Genomic DNA, 17,383 nt, shown 5'->3' with positions numbered 1-17,383 from the left:
AGCGGCAGATCATGTGCTCTGCATGCGCGCACCTGTTCCTCAGGCGGGCGGTGGTAGCGCCGGACGAGTTCCAGAACGAGACCGGCGGCGCCGACCGTGGCCGGCTCGTCGACGTAGCGCCGCACCAGCACCGGTTCGCGGGGCAGCGGCATGCCCGTGGTCAGCACCAGTTCGCCGCACGCCTATAAGGTGATGGACGTCGAGCCGTCTCAGGTGATCCACACCGCCCAGGGCTGGGAGTACGACCTCATCCCCACCCGCGAACCGGCGTCCTCCGGCCGGCGGCCTGGGCCGTCCGGCCGCGGGGGTTCATAAGCGCCACATCGGTCACGCCCCGGACGGTGTCGCCGTCCGGGCGCGCGCTCACGCGGGGAGGCCGGGACTCCACCGAAACGGCTCAGTCCCTCGGTGGTGCTGTGCTCTCTCGGACCGTGAGGGTCGTCGCGATCTCCAGTCCCACCTGGGCGCTCGGTGAGATCGTCCGCGTGGAAGGGGCCGACCGGATCGCTCTGCGAGCCCGCTCCACCGGTGAGCTGCTGGACGGGTCCTCCTTCAATGTCGTCGACTGGGGCGGCGGGGCGTTCACCCTGCGTGACGCCGCCACTGGCCGCTACCTCAGTGTCCAGGACGACGGATCGCTGGCCGCAGACCGGGAGGTGCTCAAGACCTGGTTCATCAACGAGACCTTCCGCCTCGAACCGGTCCCCGGTGGCGTAGTGCTGCGCAACGTTCGCACCGGCCGGTTCGCCGCGGTCGACCCCGTCGATGGGCGGCTCAGCGTCACCGCCGAAACCCCCGCCGCCGAGTGCTGGGAGCGGGAACTCCTGCATGACGGCACGGCGGAGGCCAGGGCCGCCGCCGAGGACGCCGACGTCGCCATCATGGTGCTCGGCAACCACCCGCTGATCAATGGCCGCGAGACGGAAGACCGCCGGGATCTCGCGCCGCCCGCGGGGCAGGAGGCGCTGCTGCGCACGGTCGCCGAGATCCGCCCCGAAATCGTCACCATGAGCAGCTACCGTTCCTAAGGACTGAGCATGAGTTGCAGGTGCTCAGCCGAACGCTCCGAACGGTGTTGAGCGTTCTGGTCGCCCGCGTTCTCACCGTATCCGGGCGGCGCGGATCGTGTCCGTGGTCCGGGGATGCGGGGGCGGGGTCCCTCACGCCCGCGGGCGCCCGCTCGGGCCTGGGCGGTCCGATGCCCCCGCTCATCGCTCCGGTGAGCAGGGGGCGGTGCCGTCCGTCGCCGGATCGGGTGCCCGAGGGCGCGTCTGCCGATCGCCACAGCGGCCGCGTCGTGGCGGGTGGGCGTGCGTTTGTTGCTGGTCAGTGGGGCCTGCCAGTGCTGGGCACCCCACTTGGAGGTGTAGGCCGGATCGGCGGCGATGATGGCGATGCCGGTGGCCTCGGCCATCGCGGTCAGCCGGGCGCGCAGCTTGCCGGTGGGCATGCCGGAGATGAGCTGGCGAAAGCGTTTGCGGCGGCCGTGCTTCTCCCGGGTCTTCTCAGCGGCGAAGTCCAGGTCTTCGATGGCGATCGCTTTCACACCGCAGGTTTGGGCCCAGTGCAGCAGCCGGGTCAGCGCGTGGCGGACCTGCGCGTCGCGGTGGTCGGCGTTCCCGGACAGGTCGTAGGGGAAGCGGCGCGGGTTGCCGATGGGGTTGCCGTGGACGTCCAGGCGCCAGGCCGCCAGGTGGTCGGCGTTGGTGTCCACGCCGATCACGCCGTGCGCCAGCGCGGCCGACATGGGAACGGCCGGGGCCGGTGGGACCTGCCAGGAGGCGGTGATGTACCAGCGTCCGCGATCGACATCCAGGTGGATGCGGTAGGCCACGGCCCGGTTGGCTTCGATCCGATCGGCCCATTGGGTGCCGCGGTGCGCGAAGCGCACTCTGGAGGCCAGGATGTAGCGGCCGTGGGGTGCGTTGGCCAGGTGTGCCAGCGGGGCGGGCAGCCGGATGGACACCTCCCCGTCGGGGGTGATGCGGATGGTCTCGTTGCCGTACCGTTTGCCGGACTCGCCGTCGGCGGCCAGGAACCAGCGTGCGGCCTGCCATTTCTGCTGCCATTCGTCCTTGGTCAGGCCGGCGTCGTCCAGGTGGTGCCGGGTGCGGGCCAGGCGTTTGCCGCCGCGCACAACGCGGACACGCCCGGCCTGCTGGTCGGCCTTCTCCCGCTGCAGCCGGTCGGTCAGCACGCGCAGGCGGCGACTCTTGGCGTGCCACTCCTGCGCCGAGCGGTAACCACCCGGGCCCTTCCGGCTTCCCTTCTCACCCACCGGAAGCGACAGCCGATGCTCGATGGTGGCGATGGCGGCTTCCCGGTCGGCGATGTGCGCGGCCTGGCAGCGGCGGGCCAGCGCCCACTGATCGTGGCTGGCCTTGGTGATCGCCCCGGCCCACCGCGACGACGACAACCCGGTCAGCTCGCGTTTACGCGCCGCCCAGGCGTCAGCGGAGTGCTCCAGCCCATCGGCGCATCGCCTCTTCAGATCGCCCGAGGCCAGCGCGCCCAGATACGCGCCCACCAGGCGCAGCACCTGCTCATCGGCGGCCGTGAGGTTCTTGAGCCGATCCCGGACGGCCACCCCGGATGGGCCGCACGCGACGAACGGCGCCTCGATCGTTCGCAGCTCAGCCATGCTCAGCCGCCTCCAGAGCCTTGCGGGCCCGGTTGCGTGCCGACCGGCGCCCGTACAGGCGGGCACAGAACGAGGTCAGCACCTCCACCATGTCCCGCACCAGATCGTCGTCGGCCTCGCCATCGTCCAGCACCACCAGGCGGCGGCCATGCGCGGACAACACCGCTTCGACCAACTCGACGTTCATACGGCCCAGGCGGTCTTTGTGTTCCACCACGACCGTGATCACCTGCGGGTCGGCCAGCAGCCGGCGAACCTTCGGACGGGCACCGTTCATCCCCGAGGCGATCTCGGATTCGACCCGTACCACCGGATGCCCGGCCTGTGCCGCCCACGCCGACAGCCGAGCCACCTGCCGCTCCAAATCGGTCTTCTGGTCAGGGGAGGAGACGCGGGCATACAGCCCTACACCGCCCCCTATGCCCGGATCGGCGTTGGCCTCGACGTTCACCAGAATCGTGCGAGGCCCGACCCGCTCGGCGGGAACCGGAAGCGTGCCGTTACGGAACCAGCGGTAGGCAGTGTGGGGACTGATCCCCTGTGCCCGCGCCCACTCCGTAAGATTCACACCGGCACCATAGCACACTCAAGTAACATAATGCATACTCATGCACACTCAAATGCCAGCAGCCTCCGACCCCTACGCCCTGGACTGGGCCGACAAGCACCTGCCCGCCATGGTGTGGACATCCCACGGCGGGCAGGAAACCGGCCGAGCCCTGGCTGCCGTCCTGCTCGGCGAGGCCGACCCCGGGGGTCGGTTGCCGCAGACGTGGTATCGCGGCGACGACGAGCTCCCGCACCCGCTGGACTACGACATCATCAAGGCGGGCTGGACCTACCAGTACCACCGGGCCGCCCCGCTGTACCCCTTCGGCCACGGACTCTCCTACGCGGAGTTCGCCTACGGCGACCTGCGGCTCTCCTCGGGGACCCTGGCCACGGACGGTGCGGTCGACGTCTCGATGACGCTGACCAACACCGGAACCCGGCCGGGATCCGAGGTGGTGCAGCTCTACGTCCGAGGGTTGAACGCTCGCTACGAGGCCCCGCGGCTGCGGCTCGCCGACTTCCGCAAGGTCATGCTGTCACCGGGCGAGAGCCGAGAACTCACCTTCCGGCTGTCAGCCGAGCACCTCGCTCACTGGGACGTGGCCGGCGGGGCGTTCAGCATTGACCCCGGCGACTATGAGGTGCTGGTGGGCCGCTCCGCCGGTGACATCACCCAGGCGGCGCCGATCACGGTGAGCGGTCCCACCCCCGGGCCGCGTGTCGTCGTCGACAGGAGCACCTCGGCCGTCGACTTCGACGACCACACGGGCATCACCCTCGTCGACGTCACCCGCACCGCGGGCGACGCGGTCGCTCCCGCCAGTCAGGCCCAGCCCGCGACGCTGCTGTTCCGCTCCACCGACCTGTCCGGGGCCATCCGCATCGAGGCCGAGGTCGCCGGTCTGAGTGCGGGGAAGCTGGAGTTCCTGGCGGGCGACCGGCTGCTTGCCGAAATTCCGGTGCCGGTCACCGGGTGCCGCTACGCGTGGACGACCGTCGCCGGAGACCTGAAGACGTCGCCGGAAGGCATTCATGACCTGCAGGTGAACCTGCACGGAGACATCCGGCTCGCCGCGTTCCGCTTCGGCTCGACAGTCTGAAACGAGCGATGCGCCCCGGTCCCCGGCCGGACGTCACCCACGTCGGATGACGATCATCGTTCATCATCCCGTTTGGCGTCCTGCTCGCGGTCGCTCTGTCGGTCGTCCAGATGCTCGCCCGCTTCATGATCGCTCGTGCGACTGGTGCCCTGCCGCCGATCGCGGCATGGGCGAGATAACCGATCTGTCCGTGGCTGTCGCACGAAGTCGTTGATCGAGCGGAGGTTGAGCTGTCTGCCGACGTTGTGACCGGGTTCGTTGGCAGTGGCCTCCTTGGGTGCGTGACCGTCGAACGCGATTTCCAGACGCCAGCCGTCACGCCGCAGGATGACCGTAGGGCCGGAAGATCGCGGGACGGTCTGCACATCCCAGCCGTGTCGGTGTGCCCGGTGGGCAAGCGCGTGTGGATTCACCGATTCGTACTCCTTGTTCGAACGGGTCCAGCGGAGTCGGCGAACGGGCTGTCACGGGACTGATGCGACTTGTAGGCGGTTGGTCGATCCCTTCTATCGAAGGGACGGTGGAAGTCCGGTTTCGGTTCCATGGCGAGCTTTGATGGCGGACCAGGTTGCTCGCTCAAGGGACGGATCTGCAACCCGGTTCGGACTGGCGGTGGGCCCTCTACGCCGTGGCCGCGTTCCTGCCCCTGAATGGGGTCTCGCTTACGTGGGAGGTAATCGACAGGCCGCACGGGACCGGAAAAACTCCTGACATGAGTAGTGACACCCGTGCCATCGTCGAAGAGTTGCTTCGCCGGATCGCCGAGGGCGATCATGACCGCACCGCCGAGTTGTTCGCCGAGCAGTTCGACTGGCGGCTCGACTGGCCCACTGATGGGCATCCGGCGGTGCCGTGGATCCGACCGCGGTCGAGCCGGTCCGATGTGGCGGACCATTTCCGGTCACTGAACGCCCATCATGTGCCCGAACTGAACGGCACGTCGGTCGCGCGGATCCTGGTCGACGGTGCGGATGCTGTCGTGCTCGGAGAGATCGCGCAGACGGTGAGAGGCAATGGCGCCGCCTACACCTCGCCGTTCGCGCTACACCTCTCGGTCGAGGAAGGACTCATCGTCCGCTACCACATTTACGAGGACAGCCTCACGGTCGCGCGAGCCCTCAGTGCTTGAGTTGAAGTCACAGGACGCATCGCTGAGGTTTTTCGTCGGCGAGAAGGCCGTCGAGGGAGTAGTTGAACACTGTCGCTATCAGCTTCCGCATGATCAAAACTGCGTGGTCTCGGGTCGTCTGGGGACCGTGCTTGCTAGAGGACCGTGCGTGTCCCGGGCCGCAGCGCTCGCGCGGCCGCAGCGTCTGTGGCCTGTCACAAATGCTTTAGACGCCACTGCCGCCCGGAAGGCATCGGTGCCCGCTCTACTGGCTGGATGGGTGCTTGGACGCGCGAGTCACACGGTGCCGCCGGACGCCCACGCCGCTCCCTCATTCCCGGTGCGCGCCTGTGGGGCCAGGGACTGATCGGGCCGGGAAGTCCCGCTGAGGCTGGGTCGCCCGGCGGAGTCGCGCCGACGTCCCGCACCGGCCGTCGTCCGTGTTTTCACCCGGTCAAAAAGTTCCGCCAGTGTGCACTTCGACACAGACTCGCGAGCCTGACTACCGCAAGAGTGGACCACGAAAGGCCAGACGTCCAAACGACGGGACAACGGGCCGGGCGATGCAGTCTGACAAGCAGGCCCGCCGTCACTTCATGAATCACGGCACCATTACGTCGATCTCCAGGAAGATGGCCGTCGTCGGCACGGGCACCGCCCTGGCCAGTGGTCTTATAGCCGCCGGTCTGATGAACGGTGCGGCCGACGCCGCCTCCCTCTCTGTCGCGAGGACCGCAGAGCCGGCGAGCGTTCACCCGTACGACGGAAAGGATCCCTACAGCAGCGGGTGCGCCAAGTCCAAGGTGAACACCGGGAAGAAGGCCTCGCTGAGCAACGAGGTCGGGGACAGCCTGGGCACGATCCGGCTGTTCTACTCTCGTCACTGCGGCACCAACTGGGGCGAGGTGTCGGTCGCCACGAGAGGCTCCGGCACCATCACGGTCTACATCAGCACCAAGAGCAGATCTTTTACCTATCGGCCCGGGAACGGCGGACACCACTGGGGCAACATGGTCTACGCCCCCAGCGGCGTCTGCGCCAAGGCTACGGGCACGGTGAAGACCGGGGTCGGTCGCGCCAACAAGGGCAGCGGCACCACAGCGAAGGCCTGCGACTAGCGACGCCGGACCCCGCGTGGGCACGCGGGGTCCGGCGCCCATCTCACGGTTCCCAAGGCACCAACTATCGATCACCTCACCGAGGGTTGAGGATCTCGGTGATCCGGAGGAAGCCGTCGGTGCCGTGGCCCCGTCCGATGGCGCGGCGCGCCAGGCCTTCGGCCGCACGCATCACGCCCGCCTCGATGCCATGGGCCTCGGAGGTGTGGACGATATGGGCCATGGACGACACCGCCGAGGTGATCGGGTTGCCCTCACCGGAGAACCTGCTGTTGTCCACGTCCTCCGCAGCCTGCTCGAAGATCGGAGGAAGGATCGTACCGATACCTGCGGCGAACGGCGCCAGCTCCCGCGCGGTGACCCCTTCAGCTCTTGCCACCGCCAGCGCGTGCGCATACCCCGCCATCGCGGTCCAGAAGATGTCGAGCAAGGCGATGTCGTATGCAGCCGCCCGGCCGATGTCCTCACCGAGGTGGGTGTGGGTGCCACCCAGGGCGTCCAGCACCGGCCGGTGCTCGCGGTAAAGCCCCTCGGGACCGCTGTGGAGGAACACCCCGGCCGGTGTGCCGATGGTCGTGATCGGCGTCATGATCGCACCGTCCAGGTACCCGATGCCGTGCTCGGCCGCCCAGGTCGCGGTGTCTCGGGCCCGGTCCGGGGTGTCGGCGGTCAGGTTCACGACGGTGCGCCCCTTGAGCGCGTCGGTGACCGCACCGCGCCGCACGATGGCGTCCACCGCGTCATAGTTCACCACGCAGACCACGGTCAACCTGCTTGCGGCGACCGCATCTTCGGGCAATCGCGTGCTGACCGCGCCCCGCTCGACCAACGCCCCGTCCTTGCCCGGCGTCCGGTTCCAAGCCGTGGTTGGCAGGCCGGCGTCCAGGAAGGCACTGGCCAGGGCCCGGCCCATCGGCCCCAGGCCGAGCACGGTGACGGCAGACTGTTCAGCGTGTGAGGTCATGCCTTAACTCCTCGATAATGAGCAAACGGTGATGAATGGGGATGAAGATGACGCGCAGCCGTGCCCAGGACCCGAACGTCTGCGGAGTGACCGCCGCGATCGCCGTGATCGACGGCAAGTGGAAGACGATATTGCTCTGGCTCCTGGAATCCGGTCCGCGCCGCCCCGGTGAGCTACGCCGGCGGCTGCCGGGCCTCACCGAGAAGGTGCTGACTCAGACGCTGCGGGAGATGGAGGCCGACGGACTGGTCCACCGGGAGGTGCACGATGTACGGCCGCTGAAGACCGTGTACTCCCTGACCTCATTCGGCCATGAGCTCTCCGAAGCGCTGGCACCGCTTTCCGACTGGGGCCATCGCCGCCTAGAGAAGCTGGCCGCATCGCAACCAGTCTCTTGAAACACCGCCAACCTCCCCATCTCATCTGGATGTGAGGGCCCTTCGGCCCGCACGACCAAGCTTCAGGCCGCCATGGGGCGGCCGACAAGTACCCACAAAAAGGTGGCTACCGCAGGTAGCGCGGAGTACTGGTGCGGCTACGCCAACTGACCAACCTGACCCTCGCCAGCGCCGTCCACACCCAACAGCAGGACACTCCCGCACCCACACCCGACAACGTCATCGGAAACCGACGGGTTCGCCTCTGCCACAACCCAGCGAAGAAGTCCTGCGCCTGCGTGGGCTCTCAGGCTCACGGCGGCGCACTGCGGCCTCGTGTCGCACGTTCCAGCGCTTATCTCTCGGACGAGCGAGATCAGGCGTCCCGTCTGACGATCAGGGCGGTCGCGGGTATCGCCACGGCGGCCAGGTAGATCGCCATACCAGCCAACGCGAACAGTTCACCACGGGCGAGATGACCGGCGAGGTTGGGCAGCAGGAGCGCTCCTAGCCGCTGGCCCCAGGGCGGTGGCAGGAGGTTGGCGATCGTGGGGAGCACGAATAGTAAGGTCGCAACGGCCGTGATGGCCGCCGTTGCGGAGCGGGTAATGGCACCGAGGCCCAGCCCGACCAGCCCGGCCACCATGGTGGCCAGGCTCACGCTGAGCAGCCGTGCAAGTTCTTCGGTCAACGGACCTGTGGCGCCGGGGATCGGCCGGTCTGCGACGATCAGGCGTGAGGTCAGGTAGGAGCCGAGCACGGCCGTCAGGGCAACGACCAGTGTGATGCCGGCGACGACCAGTGCCTTGGCGGCGAGGAACACATGCCGCGCGGGCACGGCGGTCAGGCTCACCCGGATCATGCCGGTGGCGTACTCGGAGGTGATGGCCAGGACGGCGAGCACGGCCATGCAGAGCTGGATCAGTGGGCCGACGGACTGGTCGATGGGCAGGGCCTGGAAATTGACCCGGCGTTCGGGCGGAAGGCTGTCCCAGAAGCCGACCCCGATCCATGCCATGACGATGTTGATGACGACTACTGAGGCGGTAGCGGCGAGGACGATGTAGGTCGACCGCACTGAGCGGATCTTCACCAGCTCGGCCCGCACCACCGAGATCATTGAGCGTCCTCAGGAAGCCGGGCTCGCCTCCTGGACGGAGTCGTGCCAGGTAGCGGGCGGGTGGCTGCGGCCCTGACCATCGCACCGAGGTCTGGCACGTGCCCCTCGGTCGGATGTCCGGCTTCGACCTGAGACGGTGGCTGGCCGAGGGCGGGGTGTCCAGTGGGGTCGATCATTCGCAACATGGCCCAACCCTCCCTCGCGGGGAAGGACGAGCGCATCGGAGCGGGGTCCGTAGTCGCGCCTCCGCCCTGGGGTGGACGCCGGGCCGCGAACGTCCCGCGGGGTTCACCCTGGGGATGATGGCCCCGGGTGGGTGATGTGCGGGGTGACCAGTCCGCTCTCGTAGGCGATGATCACGAGTTGGGCCCGGTCGCGGGCGGCGAGCTTGGCCAGCAGGCTTCCCACGTGGCTCTTCACGGTCGCCTGGGTGACCTGGAGGTGGGCGGCGAGCTCAGTGTTGGACAGACCGCGGGCGATCAGTGTCAGGACTTCGCGCTCGCGGCCGGTCACACCGGCCAGGGCCGGGACGATGGGGTTGGCCGGTCCGGGCCGGCGGGTGAACTCGCTGATCAGGCGCCGGGTCACGGTGGGAGCGAGCAGGCTTTCCCCGGCCGCGATGACGCGGATCGCGGACAGCAGATCAGGCGCAGGGGTGTCCTTGAGCAGGAAACCACTGGCGCCCGCCCGGAGCGCGGCATAGACGTACTTGTCGAGATCGAACGTCGTCAGGATCAGGACCCGCACGTCCTTGGTCTGCGGTGAGCCGCAGATCAGGTGGGTGGCCTCGATTCCGTCCATCTCGGGCATCCGCACGTCCATGAGCACGACGTCCGGCTGCTCGCGGTGGGCCAGGTCGACGGCCTGGATCCCGGTGCCGGCCTCGCCGACGACCTGCAGATGCGGCGCGGTTTCGATCAGGACGCGGAAACTGCCTCGCAGCAGGGCCTGGTCATCGACGACCAGGACGCGGATCGGCGAGTTCACCGCGTCGCGTCCACGGCGGCGTCGGGTTGGAGGGGCAGATGGGCCGTCAGTGTGAACCCTCTCTCGGGGCGTCGCCCGGCGGAGAAGGTTCCGCCGTACATCAGGACCCGCTCGCGTATCCCGATCAGGCCATGCCCGCCGTCGCCGTCTCTGGCTGCCCTACTGCCGGGGGGCCCGTCGTCGCTCACCTCGATTGTGACGGTCACCGGCGAGGCGTGCACGAGTACCCGGCAGCGGGTCGGCGCCGCGTGTTTGATCACGTTGGTGACGGCCTCCTGGACGATCCGGTACACCGTCACCTCGACACTCTCCGGCAGGTGAGCGGCATTGACGTCCAGGTCGACATGCACCCCCGCCTGCGCGGCCTGGCCGGTCAACGCCTGGATGTCGCCGAGACCTGGCAGCGGGCTCACCGCGGGAGGTGACCCGCAGGAGGCTCCGGGAGCCCGCAGCACGCCGAGGACGTGGCGCAGCTCGGCAAGTGCGCTGCGGCTGGTCGTCTCGATCACTTCGAGTGACGCGGTCGTCTCCTCCGGACGGATCTGCGCTACCTGCCGGGCCACGCCGGCCTTCACCGTGATGAGGCTCATGCTGTGCGCGACGATGTCGTGCAACTCGCGCGCGATGCGCAGGCGTTCCTCCGTCACCGAGCGCTCGGCCTGCTGTTCGGCGGCTCGCTCGGCGGCTAGGCGGGCGGCCCTGACACTGCGGCCCAGCGCCCACGCGCAGCCCATGACGGTCAGGCCGGACAGGATCTGGCCCGGCAGCCGTCCGGCTAACCCTGAGGACGTCGGCGCGACCGCGTCCGTCGTCAACATCAGCAGGCTCAACCCGGTCCCCACGCCGATCGCCGTCGTGGGGATCCACATGCGCCGCGGCTGGGTGAGCGCCACCGTGTACAAGGCGTAACCGGCCGCCAGGAACGGGACGTTCGCTACTCCGGCCAGCAATGACGCCAGGGACGCGGTCAGAACCAGGCAGAAGACTCCCATCGGCCACACCCGCCGGACCGCCACAGGCATCCCCACCAGGACCGCTACCAACATACTGACCCACGGCGACGACGCTGCCTGGGCGACCGTTGGCGCGTCGCCGGCCAGCGCGGTCAGCCCGACGAGTGTGAAGCCGACCGCGGCAACGCAGTCGAGCGCGATCAACGGGCGACTGCCGAGCCACCGGGCGGAGACCACCCTCTCCGCCAAGCTTCGATGAGCGCGCACATTCACCAGGCAACGCTAGCCGGTTGGCCCGTCGACCACATCCGACCAGGGACTGTCATCCCCCAGTCGGATCAGCCGATGGGCCGGATGCCCTTCTCCACCGATGGGCTGCCCTGAATGTTCCAGCCGTGGGCCGATGCGGGAATGGGTTCGCTCCCGCAAGCCTTGTCCGCATGCTCACATCCATCGCTCTCACGCTGACCTTGCTTGGCTCGGGCTTGACCGGGCAGCACGCCGATACCCTCGACTGGCGCCCTTGCCCCGGCGACAAGATTGGGATGACCTGCGGGGATCTGCAGGTCCCGGTCGACTGGCAGAAACCCGGCGGCCGTAAGATCACCCTGAAGCTCGGCCGTCTCCAGGCCACGGGCCGCTCCGAAGGCAATGTTCTGGTGGCCTACGGCGGCCCCGGCGGGCCCGGCATCGCCCTCACCCAGAGCGGCCCGCAATGGTGGGCCGACCTTCGTAAACGCATGGACCTCATCACCTGGGACACCCGCGGCTACGGCGAGCAATTCGGCGGCCTCAGCACCGGCCTGCCCTGCGTCTGGACCCGCATCCCTGTGCCCGTGTTCCCCCGCGACGACGCCGACTTCGGCCGCCTGTCCGACACCAACCAAGGCTACGCCGAGGCCTGCCGCCACCAAGACCCCGAACTGTTCGCCCACATGAGCTCCGCCGACCACGCCAGAGACATGGAAGCCATTAGGAAAGCGCTCGGCGACGCCAAACTCAACTTCTACGGCTCCTCCTACGCCGGCACCTACGGCCAGACCTACCTGCGCCTCTTCCCCCAACACGTCCGTACGATGGTCCTCGACGGCACCTGGAACCACAGCACCACCGACTGGCCCCGCGAACTGGAGGCGACGGCCAAGAGTAACGAAGCGACCCTCAACCGCTTCTTCACCTGGTGCGACACCCACCGATGCCAAGACCTGCCCCGCACCTGGCGGACCCTGGTCGCCAAGGCCGACCGCACGCCGATCCCCGCCAAGTCCGCCCGTATCGCCTACGACGGCCGCGACCTGCAATCCCTCGCCATCGACTACGCCCGGCAGGGTCCGTCGGCGTGGCCGAAGCTCGCTCAGGCCATCCGTCAGACCACTCGGGGCGATGCCTCCGCCTTCGTCCCCGAGCGCGGCGGCCGTTATCCCGGCTACCTCACCGGCGTCACCGAGTGCACCGATTGGCCCCGCCCGACCACCCGGGCTGGCCTGGACACGACGATCGCCCGCCTGCGCCGCGCGGCCCTCAACACCGGCGCAGCCGACACCATGGCGACCGCCACCCTCGCTTGTGTGGGCTGGCCAGTCCCGGTGACCAATCCGCCGGCCGCCCTGCCCAAAGGTCTGCCACCCCTGCTCGGCGCGGGCGCATGGGGCGAGTCAGACGCAGCCGCACGCGCCCTGGCCCAGGTCCCCGGCAGCGCGATCATCCACCACGACGGCCCCGGCCACACCCTCTACGCCTTCAACACCTGCGCCCGAGACCACATCAACCGCTACCTCACCGACCGCGTACTCCCACCCAGCAAGACGACATGCTGATCGGTGTCCCTCGCCACCAGCGTGGTAGGCGGGCCGGCACTTACTGGTGAGATCAGCCGGTCCGCCGTGCCCGTCCACGACCCGGATTGACGAACGCCGCGTCGGCCGATGTCGGCGTGAAGTTTCGAAAATTCGTCTCCCTCTATGGTCGGATCGGATCGGGGTGGAGTTCGGCCGAATGGGCGGCTTTGAGATACTTCATCGCGGTTTGCGTCGAGATGCCGAATAGGCGCATGAGCAAGACAGGATCGCCGCTGTGCCTGGCCTCGTCGTAGAGGCGATCCTCCCGCAGCTTTCGGTGAAGCGAGGAAGGGCCATGGGTCAATCTCTCCAGACCACCAAGAGCAACAGGGCCCGGAGGCCGCGGGCCGTCCGGCGCGCGGCGGTCACGGCGCTGGCGGCCGCCGGGCAGGATCGCCCGGAGCTGCAGAAGGCCATCCAGGCGTTCGTCGATGCCGGTTTTTCTCGGGGTACAGGTGCGCGTGCACGATGAGCGGGGCAAGTGGGTCGGCAGCGCCGGGCTGCGCAAGCTGGGCGCGAGCGCGAAGCCGCCGACGAACGGGCATTTCTGGGTGGGCAGCGTCACCAAGACCTTCCACGCGACCGTGGTGTTGCAGCTGGTGGCCGAGGGCAAGATCGCGCTCGACACCCCGGTGGGCGGCTACCTGCCCAAGCTCGGACTGGACCGGCGGATCACGGTGCGGATGCTGCTGCAGCACACCAGCGGACTGTTCAACTACACCGGCGACCTCGACCCCGACGGGACATGGGTTCCAGGGCTCCCCGCGACGGGCAAGGAGTGGCTGGACAACCGGTTCCACTCGTACCGGCCGGAGGAACTGGTGCGGTTCGCGTTGTCCAAGCCGGCGCGGTTCGAGCCGGGGACGGGCTGGAGCTACTCCAACACCAACTACACGCTGGCCAGGCTGCTGATCGAGAAGGTCACCGGCCGCTCGTTCTACGCGGAGCTGAAGCGGCGGATCCTGCGGCCGCTCGGGCTGAAGGGCACCGTGGCGCCGGGCAACCGGACGCAGCTGCCCGCTCCGTACGCCCACGGCTACTTCCGCTACCACGACGCCGGCCAGTGGAAGGTGGTCGACGTCTCCCGCCAGAACCTCTCCCTGCTGGCCGGCGCCGGTGACATGATCTCGACCACCAAGGATCTCCAGACGTTCTTCTCCGCGCTGAACGGCGGCAAGCTCCTGCCGGTCAAGCTGCTGGCCGAGATGCGCAAGCCGCACCCGAAGAGCGACCACCCCCTCTACGGCCGCTACGGCCTCGGGATGTTCGTGCAGGACCTGGGCCTGACCTGCGGCACCGTTCTCAACCACAACGGCAGCCCTCCAGCGGGCTACGCGGCGCTGATGTACAGCACGCCCGACGGCAGCAAGACCCTGACCGCCTCGCTGACCGCCGGCGACGCCGCAGTGGACATCGCCAAGGATTATCCGAAGATGCTGGACGGGCTCGTCAAGGCGGCGCTCTGCGGCGGGCAGGCCGGGTCGCAGTAGACCACGCCGAGCTCATTGAGCGCGCCGTGGCCGGGTCCAAGAGGCGCGGACACCGAGCCGAGCAGGCGGAACCGGTCGACAAACCCGCACCCCGCATCCGGCCTTGATCGGTGCCGCCATGACGACTAGCCTGACCGCCGTACTGCCGGAAGGCGGGGCCGAGGCGATCGCGTCACGCGGGAAGAGCCCCGACCACGACGAGCTGCTCGACCACGCCGCCATGGAGTTTGGGACCGACTGACGATGAGCGCGGAAGAGGATTTCAAGCAGGTCGGCGCCGAGCTGGCCGACCTGGGTGTACGGATCTCCAGGATGATGGGGAGTCCCGCACTCAAAGATCAGGCGGGGAAGGTGTTCGCGAGCCTGCAACGCGACGGCGCGATGGTGTTCCGGCTGGTCAGGGACACCCCCGAACACGCAGCCGCGCTCCAACTGGCCGGGGCGTCCCTGTTCGACCCCTCGGGGCAGGGCAGGGCGATGAAGGACTGGGTGGTCGTGCCCCACTCGTCGGCCGAGAAGTGGACGGATCTGGCCGAGGCCGCCCTCAGCCGCCCACGCTGATCAGTAGGCCACGTGCTCACCGGTTTGAAGCCGCTGATCGGCCTCGACCAGCTCCTCCAGCCGGTGCAGCCACTGCTCGAAGGCGAGCTCGTGGGGAAGCCGGAGTCGTACCGCGGGGCTTGCGCGCGATGAACCAGACCGGCGTCCTGTGGGACGGCATACTGAGTCGGCGGTGTTCATCGGAGAAAGAAGTTGAGCAAAGCGTCGGCCCGCTTGCCGAACGGGGCACGCAGGAGGTTGGTGCTGTTCCAGCGGCCCTGCACGAAGATGCCTTTAGGGTGGCTCAGCGTTCGGAAGCCCTCGATGCCGTGGTATTTGCCCATGCCGCTTTCGCCGACGCCGCCGAACGGAAGATCGTCCTGTCCGACGTGCATGATCGTGCCGTTGATGGTGACGTTGCCGGACGTCGTGCGGTCGAGCACCCTGCGTCGGTCCGCGTCGTCGTCGCCGAAGTAGTAGAGCGCGAGTGGTCGCGGTCGTGCGTTCACGTAGTCGATGGCGTCATCGATATCGCCGTAGGAGAAGATCGGCAGGATCGGACCGAAGATCTCCTCGTGGGCAATCTTCATTTCGTCGGTGACGCCGAGCACGACAGTCGGCGCGAGGGTGTGAGGACGACGGGAGGCGTCGGCGGGCCGGTGTCCGACCTCGATGATCCGCGCCCCGTGGGCACGAGCGTCGTCGATCAGGTCGATCAGGATCGAATACTGCTGGTCGTTCACGATCGAGGTGTAGTCCTCGCTCGTCGGGCCGTCGGGGTAGGCGGCCTTCACCAGCCTGTCGTAGCTCTCGATGAAAGTGTTGACCTCGGATTCGTGCACCAGGGCGTAGTCCGGGGCGATGCAGGTCTGCCCGCCGCTGAGGAGCTTCCCCCAGACGATGGCGGACACGGTGCGGTCCCGCACGCTGCCCTTGGCGACGATGGTCGGCGACTTGCCGCCGAGCTCGAGCGTGACGGGGACGAGGTTCTCGCTTGCCGCCTTCATCACCGCTCGCCCCACGGCGGTGCTCCCGGTGAAGATCAGATGATCGAACGGCAGGGAGGAGAACGCGGAACCGTCGCCGCTGACGATGGCGACCTGTTCCTTGGGGAAGAGCTCGCTGAGCATCGACGCGAGCACGGCGTTCGTCGCCGGTGTGAACTTCGACGGTTTGAGCATGACGCGGTTTCCCGCGGCGATCGCGGTGACCACCGGCATCAGCGACAGGTTGACGGGGTAGTTCCACGGCGCGATGACGCCGACCACACCGAGCGGCTGATACTCGATGCGATTGCTGCCGGAACGCATGTGCAGAGCGGTATGGCGGCGGGTCGGGCGCATGAATCGACGGAGATTGCGGATCAGGTAGTCAATGCCCTGGACGACGCCCACGACTTCCATCATCGCCGTCTCGTGGCGTGAGCGATGGCCGAAGTCGGTGTTGATCGCTTCCTCGAGGGCGCCGCGTCGCGCGAGCATGGCCGCCTTGAACTTCTTCAGATCGCTGCGCCGCTTCGTCAGCGACGGCGCCCCGTCGCGACGATAGGCGGCACGCTGGACGGCGAGGATGTCGCCGAAGCGCTCCCGGTCGGACCGGCCGGCGGACGTGGTGTTCGGTTCGGACATGGTGCCGGACTCGGGCACGTCGGACATGGTGCCGGACTCGGGCACGTCGGACATAGTGCCTGTCATGGGACTGCTCCCCCATCGGTGGTCGATGTCGGTGGTACGGAGGCGGGAGCGGCGCCCGGCGGGCCCCGCTCGGTGTGGTGTCAGGCGTGGCTCATGGCGCGGCGCTGGATCCACCCCATCGTCCGGACGACCTGGCGCCGCGGCAGGAACTTGCTGGCGAGGGCGAGCGAGCGGCCGTTGGTGATCAACGACGGCGGGGCGGAACGACGGTCGAGCGTCTCGAGAGCCATCCGGACGACATCCTGGGGGGTTGCGCGCTTGGTGCCGTAGTCGGCCGCCTGGCTGCCGGCTGCGTCGAAGAACTCGGTCTGCATCGCACCGGGGCACACGGCGAGGACGCGCAGACCGGTGCCGCGGGTCTCCTCCCACAGCGATTCCGTGAAGCTGAGGACGAAGGCCTTGGTGGCGCCGTAGACACTCAGGTAAGGGGTCGGCTGGAAGCCCAGCAGGCTCGCGACGTTGATCAGGATGCCGGCGCCCGCGGAGGTCAGCGGCTCGATGTAGGCGCGGCTGAAGTCGACGAGGGCACCGACGTTCAGCGCGATCATGTCCTGGAGGCGCTCCGGATCCTCGTCCGGGAAGGCGTTGTGGGTGCCGAAGCCCGCGCTGTTGACCAGTCCCGTGGCGTGGATGCCGCGGGATTCGAGTTCGGCGCGGAGCGTGCGGCCGGCATCGGGCAGGCCGAGGTCGCGGGCAACGACGGTCACCGTGACGCCGTGGGCGCGGGTGAGTTCGCCGGCCAGGCTCTCGAGCCGGTCCGCGCGGCGGGCGACGAGCACGAGATTCGAGCCGCGGCGGGCCAGTTGGCGGGCGAACTCCTCGCCGAGGCCGGAGCTGGCGCCGGTGACGATGGTGATCTGGTTGCTGTAGTCGATTTTGCTCATGCCGTTCACTCTACGCA

At 68.4% G+C, this 17,383-nt stretch carries 18 protein-coding genes and 1 pseudogene; 9 read left to right on the top strand and 10 right to left on the bottom strand.

The genetic code is table 11. The features are described from left to right. Nucleotides 1–59: 59 nt before the first annotated feature. A pseudogene (locus ACTWQA_RS27580) lies at nt 60–152 on the bottom strand (hypothetical protein); the annotation flags it as partial. A gap of 279 nt (nt 153–431) precedes the next feature. On the opposite strand from ACTWQA_RS27580, the gene ACTWQA_RS27575 reads away from it, so the two are divergent. Beyond that, nucleotides 432–1,028 (top strand): glycoside hydrolase family 3 C-terminal domain-containing protein, encoded by a 597-nt coding sequence (locus ACTWQA_RS27575; RefSeq protein WP_443161964.1) that lies wholly within the window; start codon nt 432–434, stop codon nt 1,026–1,028. Here the strand turns inward: ACTWQA_RS27575 and ACTWQA_RS27570 are convergent. Continuing rightward, a complete protein-coding gene (locus ACTWQA_RS27570) occupies nt 1,025–2,641 on the bottom strand; it encodes an IS200/IS605 family accessory protein TnpB-related protein (protein WP_443161963.1) in 1,617 nt (538 codons plus the stop codon). The two genes, ACTWQA_RS27575 and ACTWQA_RS27570, sit on opposite strands and share 4 nt — an antisense overlap. Then, a complete protein-coding gene (locus ACTWQA_RS27565) occupies nt 2,634–3,209 on the bottom strand; it encodes an IS607 family transposase (protein ID WP_443161962.1) in 576 nt (191 codons plus the stop codon). Before ACTWQA_RS27565 ends, ACTWQA_RS27570 begins: the two co-directional genes overlap by 8 nt. 40 nt (nt 3,210–3,249) lie before the next feature. On the opposite strand from ACTWQA_RS27565, the gene ACTWQA_RS27560 reads away from it, so the two are divergent. After that, the gene (locus ACTWQA_RS27560; protein ID WP_443161961.1) at nt 3,250–4,293 is read left to right on the top strand and encodes a fibronectin type III-like domain-contianing protein; all 1,044 of its coding nucleotides are present in this window, start codon (nt 3,250–3,252) and stop codon (nt 4,291–4,293) included. A 53-nt stretch (nt 4,294–4,346) separates the two neighbouring features. Here the strand turns inward: ACTWQA_RS27560 and ACTWQA_RS27555 are convergent, their stop codons facing one another. Then, the gene (locus ACTWQA_RS27555) at nt 4,347–4,706 is read right to left on the bottom strand and encodes a hypothetical protein (RefSeq protein ID WP_443161960.1); all 360 of its coding nucleotides are present in this window, start codon (nt 4,704–4,706) and stop codon (nt 4,347–4,349) included. 299 nt (nt 4,707–5,005) lie between these two features. Here ACTWQA_RS27555 and ACTWQA_RS27550 point away from each other — a divergent pair, with 299 nt between their 5' ends. Both ACTWQA_RS27550 and ACTWQA_RS27545 read left to right on the top strand, forming a co-directional pair. Then, nucleotides 5,006–5,422, top strand: a complete 417-nt coding sequence (locus tag ACTWQA_RS27550) for a nuclear transport factor 2 family protein (RefSeq protein WP_443161959.1) — start codon at nt 5,006–5,008, stop codon at nt 5,420–5,422. A gap of 542 nt (nt 5,423–5,964) precedes the next feature. Next, nucleotides 5,965–6,519 carry a DUF2690 domain-containing protein gene (locus ACTWQA_RS27545; protein WP_443161958.1) on the top strand — a complete coding sequence of 185 codons (555 nt, stop codon included), beginning with the start codon at nt 5,965–5,967 and terminating at the stop codon, nt 6,517–6,519. Between the two features lie 76 nt (nt 6,520–6,595). Here the strand turns inward: ACTWQA_RS27545 and ACTWQA_RS27540 are convergent, their stop codons facing one another. After that, nucleotides 6,596–7,483 carry an NAD(P)-dependent oxidoreductase gene (locus tag ACTWQA_RS27540; protein WP_443161957.1) on the bottom strand — a complete coding sequence of 296 codons (888 nt, stop codon included), beginning with the start codon at nt 7,481–7,483 and terminating at the stop codon, nt 6,596–6,598. A gap of 41 nt (nt 7,484–7,524) precedes the next feature. On the opposite strand from ACTWQA_RS27540, the gene ACTWQA_RS27535 reads away from it, so the two are divergent. Next, a complete protein-coding gene (locus tag ACTWQA_RS27535) occupies nt 7,525–7,881 on the top strand; it encodes a winged helix-turn-helix transcriptional regulator (protein ID WP_371825747.1) in 357 nt (118 codons plus the stop codon). A gap of 355 nt (nt 7,882–8,236) precedes the next feature. Here the strand turns inward: ACTWQA_RS27535 and ACTWQA_RS27530 are convergent, their stop codons facing one another. The 3 genes from ACTWQA_RS27530 to ACTWQA_RS27520 form a co-directional block, all read right to left on the bottom strand. Then, the gene (locus tag ACTWQA_RS27530) at nt 8,237–8,980 is read right to left on the bottom strand and encodes an ABC transporter permease (RefSeq protein ID WP_443161956.1); all 744 of its coding nucleotides are present in this window, start codon (nt 8,978–8,980) and stop codon (nt 8,237–8,239) included. Nucleotides 8,981–9,268: 288 nt separating this feature from the next. Then, nucleotides 9,269–9,967: a response regulator gene (locus ACTWQA_RS27525; protein ID WP_443161955.1), complete on the bottom strand. Its 699-nt coding sequence runs from the start codon at nt 9,965–9,967 to the stop codon at nt 9,269–9,271. After that, nucleotides 9,964–11,169: a sensor histidine kinase gene (locus tag ACTWQA_RS27520; protein ID WP_443161954.1), complete on the bottom strand. Its 1,206-nt coding sequence runs from the start codon at nt 11,167–11,169 to the stop codon at nt 9,964–9,966. The genes ACTWQA_RS27525 and ACTWQA_RS27520 overlap by 4 nt, the downstream gene beginning before the upstream one ends. 191 nt (nt 11,170–11,360) lie before the next feature. Between ACTWQA_RS27520 and ACTWQA_RS27515 the strand changes: the two genes are divergently transcribed. The 4 genes from ACTWQA_RS27515 (at nt 11,361) to ACTWQA_RS27500 (ending at nt 14,809) form a co-directional block, all read left to right on the top strand. Next, the gene (locus ACTWQA_RS27515; protein ID WP_443161953.1) at nt 11,361–12,737 is read left to right on the top strand and encodes an alpha/beta fold hydrolase; all 1,377 of its coding nucleotides are present in this window, start codon (nt 11,361–11,363) and stop codon (nt 12,735–12,737) included. A gap of 482 nt (nt 12,738–13,219) precedes the next feature. Then, nucleotides 13,220–14,248, top strand: coding sequence for a serine hydrolase domain-containing protein (locus ACTWQA_RS27510; protein WP_443161952.1), 1,029 nt, complete (start codon nt 13,220–13,222; stop codon nt 14,246–14,248). A 118-nt stretch (nt 14,249–14,366) separates the two neighbouring features. Continuing rightward, nucleotides 14,367–14,489: a hypothetical protein gene (locus ACTWQA_RS27505; RefSeq protein WP_443161951.1), complete on the top strand. Its 123-nt coding sequence runs from the start codon at nt 14,367–14,369 to the stop codon at nt 14,487–14,489. Nucleotides 14,490–14,491: 2 nt separating this feature from the next. Continuing rightward, nucleotides 14,492–14,809, top strand: a complete 318-nt coding sequence (locus ACTWQA_RS27500; protein WP_305915621.1) for a hypothetical protein — start codon at nt 14,492–14,494, stop codon at nt 14,807–14,809. A 176-nt stretch (nt 14,810–14,985) separates the two neighbouring features. On the opposite strand, the gene ACTWQA_RS27495 is transcribed toward ACTWQA_RS27500, so the two are convergent. After that, complete coding sequence (locus ACTWQA_RS27495) at nt 14,986–16,461, bottom strand: coniferyl aldehyde dehydrogenase (protein WP_443161950.1); 1,476 nt, start codon at nt 16,459–16,461, stop codon at nt 14,986–14,988. A 101-nt stretch (nt 16,462–16,562) separates the two neighbouring features. Further along, the gene (locus ACTWQA_RS27490; RefSeq protein ID WP_443161949.1) at nt 16,563–17,366 is read right to left on the bottom strand and encodes an SDR family NAD(P)-dependent oxidoreductase; all 804 of its coding nucleotides are present in this window, start codon (nt 17,364–17,366) and stop codon (nt 16,563–16,565) included. Nucleotides 17,367–17,383: the final 17 nt, after the last annotated feature.

The organism is Nonomuraea sp. 10N515B (assembly GCF_052245915.1).
Classification (GTDB): Bacteria; Actinomycetota; Actinomycetes; order Streptosporangiales; family Streptosporangiaceae; genus Nonomuraea.
The sequence above is the reverse complement of the archived record's forward strand: the minus strand, read 5'-3'. Positions and strand labels throughout refer to the sequence as shown.